Origin of the sequence: Streptomyces beijiangensis, assembly GCF_017315755.1 — a bacterium.
GTDB lineage: Bacteria > Actinomycetota > Actinomycetes > Streptomycetales > Streptomycetaceae > Streptomyces > Streptomyces beijiangensis.
In genome coordinates this window covers 1-5128 of record NZ_JAFLRJ010000272.1, presented here as the reverse complement: position 1 = coordinate 5128, position 5128 = coordinate 1, and the positions used below count along the sequence as shown (strand labels likewise).

General features: G+C 71.6%; 7 protein-coding genes. 5 read left to right on the top strand and 2 right to left on the bottom strand.

Annotation, left to right across the window (positions count from 1 at the left end):
• The 3 genes from J0695_RS26485 to J0695_RS26475 all read left to right on the top strand — a co-directional run.
• Nucleotides 1-545 (top strand): HD domain-containing protein (locus tag J0695_RS26485; RefSeq protein WP_206966017.1); only part of this gene is annotated, 545 nt, incomplete at its 5' end.
• 7 nt (nt 546-552) lie between these two features.
• On the top strand, nt 553-1044 hold the full coding sequence (locus J0695_RS26480; protein WP_307798769.1) for a GNAT family N-acetyltransferase: 492 nt from the start codon (nt 553-555) through the stop codon (nt 1042-1044).
• A 106-nt stretch (nt 1045-1150) separates the two neighbouring features.
• The gene (locus J0695_RS26475) at nt 1151-2413 is read left to right on the top strand and encodes a Cmx/CmrA family chloramphenicol efflux MFS transporter (RefSeq protein WP_206966019.1); all 1263 of its coding nucleotides are present in this window, start codon (nt 1151-1153) and stop codon (nt 2411-2413) included.
• On the opposite strand, the gene J0695_RS26470 is transcribed toward J0695_RS26475, so the two are convergent.
• Both J0695_RS26470 and J0695_RS26465 read right to left on the bottom strand, forming a co-directional pair.
• Nucleotides 2367-2636: a DUF4031 domain-containing protein gene (locus tag J0695_RS26470; protein ID WP_206966015.1), complete on the bottom strand. Its 270-nt coding sequence runs from the start codon at nt 2634-2636 to the stop codon at nt 2367-2369. The genes J0695_RS26475 and J0695_RS26470 overlap by 47 nt on opposite strands.
• Nucleotides 2633-2989 (bottom strand): DUF8819 family protein, encoded by a 357-nt coding sequence (locus tag J0695_RS26465; protein WP_206966013.1) that lies wholly within the window; start codon nt 2987-2989, stop codon nt 2633-2635. Before J0695_RS26465 ends, J0695_RS26470 begins: the two co-directional genes overlap by 4 nt.
• Before the next feature lie 78 nt (nt 2990-3067).
• Here J0695_RS26465 and J0695_RS26460 point away from each other — a divergent pair, with 78 nt between their 5' ends.
• Together J0695_RS26460 and murQ are read left to right on the top strand one after the other, a co-directional pair.
• On the top strand, nt 3068-3991 hold the full coding sequence (locus J0695_RS26460; protein ID WP_206966011.1) for a MurR/RpiR family transcriptional regulator: 924 nt from the start codon (nt 3068-3070) through the stop codon (nt 3989-3991).
• Nucleotides 3992-4003: 12 nt separating this feature from the next.
• Nucleotides 4004-4951, top strand: coding sequence for an N-acetylmuramic acid 6-phosphate etherase (murQ, locus tag J0695_RS26455; protein ID WP_206966009.1), 948 nt, complete (start codon nt 4004-4006; stop codon nt 4949-4951).
• The last annotated feature ends 177 nt before the right edge of the window (nt 4952-5128 follow it).

Genomic DNA, 5128 nt, shown 5'->3' with positions numbered 1-5128 from the left:
TCCTCACCCGCTGGTCCGAGCCCCAGCGGCGCTATCACACCCCCACCCACCTCACCGCCGTCCTCGACCACGTCGACACCCTCGCCGAGCACGCCGACGACCCCACCGCCGTCCGCCTCGCAGCCTGGTTCCACGACGCCGTCTTCCGTCCCGACCGCGCCGAGAACGAGGAGCGCAGCGCCGCTCTCGCCGAGCGCGCGCTCCCCGAACTCCACGTACCACCCGCCCGTACAGCCGAAGTGGCACGCCTCGTGCGCCTCACCATCACCCACGACCCCGGCCCCGGCGACACCAACGGCGAGGTCCTCTGCGACGCGGACCTCGCGATCCTCGCCTCCCCGCCGGAGGCCTACGCCGCGTACGCCGCCGCCGTCCGCGAGGAGTACGCCTTCGTCCCCGACGAGGCCTTCCGCGAGGGCCGCTCCACCGTGCTCGCCCAGCTCCTGGACCTCCCCGCCCTGTTCCGCACCCCGTACGGAGTCGCGCACTGGACGGACAAGGCCCGCACCAATCTCACTGCCGAGCTCGAACTTCTCCGCGCATAATCGACCCGTGACGACTCCCGCGATCACCACAGAGCGCCTCACCCTCCGCCCGGTGTCCCCCGAGGATGCCGCCGACCTCGCGGACGGCGGCACCGGCGGCCTGGCCTGGGTCGACGGCGGCCCCTTCGACGGCACCCGTCGCGCGGCCGGAGGGCTGGTCAGGGCGGCGGCGGTCGGGGTGTACGACCCGGCCTGGGGCATGTACGCCCTCATCCGTAACGAGGACGGCAAGGCCGTCGGCGGCATGGGCTTCCACGGCGCGCCCACCGGCGGACGGGTCGAGATCGGTTACGACCTCGCCGAGCCGGCCCGCGGCCACGGCTATGCGACCGAAGCCCTCCACGCCCTGACCGCGCGCACGCTCCAACACCCCGATGTGGCAACGGTGCTGGCCAAGACCGAGCCGGAGAACAAGCCCTCCAGGAGCGTCCTGACCCGCTCCGGCTTCCGGCACACCGCGGAAGAGAACGGGCTCCTCGTGTACGAGCTCACACCCTGACCCAGGAATGCCACACCCATGACAGACGTTGACACCTGTCATGCCCGCCACCTCACCCGCGCCCGTGCCTGCGACAGCGCCCGCATCCGTATCCGCCCGCGCCCGTATGCCGCTCGCCGTCTACATCCTGGGCCTGTCGGTCTTCGCCCTGGGCACCAGCGAATTCATGCTCTCCGGCCTGCTCCCCGCGATAGCCGACGACATGAACGTCTCGATCCCCCGGGCGGGCCTGCTCATATCGGCCTTCGCGATCGGCATGGTGGTGGGCGCCCCGCTGCTCGCGGTGGCCACCCTGCGGCTCCCCCGCCGTACGACCCTCATCGCTCTGATCAGCGTCTTCGGCCTGGGCCAGGTCGCCGGCGCGCTCGCCCCCAACTACGCCCTGCTCTTCGCCTCGCGCATCGTCAGCGCCCTCGCCTGTGCGGGCTTCTGGGCGGTCGGTGCGGCGGTCGCCATCGCGATGGTCCCGGTCAACGCACGTGCCCGCGCGATGGCGGTCATGATCGGCGGGCTCTCCATCGCCAATGTCCTCGGCGTCCCGCTGGGCGCCCTGCTCGGTGACGGTCTGGGCTGGCGCTCGGCGTTCTGGGCGGTCGGCGCGGCTTCCGCGATCGCTCTCGTCGGGGTCGCGACGCTCATCCCCCGTATCCCGGTCCCGGCCGAGAAGCCCCAGCTCAAACAAGAACTCAGCATCTACCGCGACCGTCAGGTCTGGCTCTCCATCGCGATCACCGCGCTCGCCGCGGGCGGCGTCTTCTGCGCCTTCAGCTATCTCGCCCCGCTGCTCACGGACACCGCGGGCCTCTCCGAGGGCTGGGTGCCCGGCGTCCTGGCGCTGTTCGGCTTCGGCGCCCTGGTCGGTACGACCGTCGGCGGCCGGGTCGCGGACGCGCACCTCTTCGGCGTCATGCTCACCGGTACGGCCGCCTCGACCCTCTTCCTGATCGCCCTCGCGTTCCTCGCCCACAGCGCACCCGCCGTGATCGTCCTCGCGTTCCTCCTGGGCACCTCGGCCTTCTACACGGCCCCCGCTCTCAACGCCCGGATGTTCAACGTGGCGGGCGCTGCCCCCACCCTCGCGGGCGCGACCACGACGTCGGCCTTCAACCTGGGGAACGCGGGCGGCCCCTGGCTCGGCGGCCTGGTCATCAGCGCGGGCCTTGGTTACGCGGCGACCGCCTGGGCGGGTGCGGCGATGACGGCGGTGGCGATCGCCCTCGCGGCCGTATCCCTGCGATTCCAGCGCCAGAGCGCCTCACGCGTGATCGCGAAATTCACCGCGGCCACCTCGGCCACCTCGGCCACCTCGGCCACCGCGTCCCTTACGCCGACGGACGCCCCTTCGGCCGTCGCAGCCCCGCAGCGGTAAGCCGCCGCACCAGCTCCTTCGACCCGATCTCGACCGCACCGGCCCGCACCGCGTCCTCGTACCGGTGCGAGGGCACGTCGTAGTGGTCGCGCTCGAAAGCCCGCTCCGGGCAGCCGATGCCCGCCGCGAAGGCGTGCAGCTCCTCGAAGCTCGCGTCGCTCACCAGGTGCGACCACATCCGCCCGTGCCCGGGCCAGGTCGCCGGATCTATGTAGACGGTCACGACAACGATCCGACCGGCGCCACGATCACGGCCGCCTTCGCGCACACCCAGTGCGGTTCGGCCCCGAGCTCGGGCTCGACCTCCAGCGCATGCGGATCGTCGGCCCCGCACACCGGGCAGAGCGGCCAGCGCCCGTACTTCTCCAGCAGGGCGTCCTGTACGTCCTGAGCCACCAGCCCCAGCACGAAGTCGGTCCCGTCGGGCCACTGCTCCACCCACCACCGCCGCTGTGTCACCGCGTCCTCCACCAGCGATACGACGTCGGCGTCGGCCACATCGCGGGCCGCCAGGTCGGCGAGCACCAGGGCGCGGGCTGCGTGCAGGGACTGTTCAAGGGGGCTCAGAGGGTCCATAAGTCCCATTGTCGCCGGTCGCACGATCGGGACTTTTGGGGTCTTGACGCACGACGGTTGTGAAAATATCTTTCAAGAGTGACAAATCGTGTGAAGGAAATTTTCACCGGGGACACCGCACCGCCCGCACCGGCCGCCCTCGCGGCCAAGGTGCGTACGCTCGCGCCGTCCATGACCCGCTCCATGCAGCGGGTCGCCGAAGCCGTGGCCGCCGATCCGGCGGGCTGTGCGGCGCTGACGGTCACCGGTCTCGCGGAGCTCACCGGCACGAGCGAGGCCACGGTCGTCCGTACCGCACGCCTCCTGGGCTACCCCGGCTACCGGGACCTACGCCTCGCGCTCGCCGGGCTCGCCGCCCAGCAGCAGTCGGGCCGGGCGCCCGCCGTGACCGCCGACATCGCCGTGGACGACCCGATCGCGGACGTCGTCGCCAAGCTCGCGTACGACGAGCAGCAGACCCTGGCCGACACCGCGGCCGGCCTGGACACCGTCCAGCTGGGAGCGGCGGTCTCCGCCCTCGCCGGTGCCCGCCGTATCGACATCTACGGTGTCGGCGCCTCCTCGCTCGTCGGCCAGGACCTCGCCCAGAAGCTCCTGCGCATCGGCCTCATCGCGCACGCCCACAACGACCCCCACCTCGCCGTCACCAACGCCGTCCAGCTCCGCTCCGGCGACGTGGCCATCGCGATCACCCACTCCGGCTCCACCGGCGACGTCATCGAGCCGCTGCACGCCGCCTTCGAGCACGGGGCGACGACGATCGCGATCACCGGCCGCCCGGACGGCCCGGTCAGCCAGTACGCCGACCACATCCTCACCACCGCCACCGCCCGCGAGAGCGAACTGCGCCCCGCCGCGATGTCCTCGCGCACGTCCCAACTCCTCGTCGTGGACTGCCTGTTCATAGGCGTCACGCAGCGGACGTACGAGTCGGCGGCCCCTGCCCTCGCCGCTTCGTACGAAGCCCTCGCCCACCGCCACACCCCCCGCACCAGGAAGTAGAGCCGCACCACCATGACCTCCACCTCCACCAACCCCGACGCGTCCACCAACTACGACGCGCTCCGCGCCCAGCTGGCCACCATGGCCACCGAGGCGTACCGCCCCGAGCTCGCCGAGATCGACCAGCTCCCCACGCTCGACCTGGCCCGCCTGATGAACGGCGAGGACGCCACCGTCCCCACCACGGTCGCCTCCCAGCTCCCGCGCATCGCCGCCGCGATCGACGACATCGCCGAGCGCATGTCCCGGGGCGGACGACTGATCTACGCGGGCGCCGGCACCGCAGGCCGCATGGGTGTCCTGGACGCCAGCGAATGCCCGCCCACCTTCAACACCGACCCCTCCGAGGTCGTGGGCCTGATCGCGGGCGGCCCGTCCGCCATGGTCAAGGCGGTGGAAGGCGCGGAGGACTCCAAGGACCTGGCAGCGGCCGACCTGGACACCCTCGCCCTCACCCCCGACGACACGGTGATCGGCATCTCCGCCTCGGGCCGTACCCCGTACGCGATCGGCGCGGTGGAGCACGCCCGCACCAAGGGAGCCCTCTCCGTCGGACTCTCCTGCAACGCGGACAGCGCACTCGCGGCGGCGGCGGACCACGGCATCGAGGTCGTCACGGGCCCTGAGCTCCTCACGGGCTCCACCCGCCTCAAGGCGGGCACGGCCCAGAAGCTGGTCCTCAACATGATCTCGACGATCACGATGATCCGGCTCGGCAAGACGTACGGAAACCTCATGGTGGACGTCCGCGCCTCCAACGAGAAGCTCCGCGCCCGCTCGCGCCGCATCGTCGCCCTGGCAACAGGCGCGGAGGACGCGGAGATCGAGACCGCGCTCACGGCAGCGGACGGCGAGGTCAAGACCGCCATCCTCATGATCCTGGCCGAGATCGACGCCCCCACGGCCACCACCCGCCTCACCACCACCAAGGGCCACCTCCGCGCGGCCCTGACCACGTAGGGGGTGTCCGGCGGATCATGCCGCGGTCGCGCCGGTCTGGCACGCACATCTGCGGCGTTGTCGTCAGTTGCCAACGCTCCGCGTTGTCGCCTTCCTCCGCCTTGCAGCTGCACGCACCAGACCACCGCTCACCAGCAGCAAGAACCGCAATGCCAGTCGCAGGCGGCCTGATCCGCC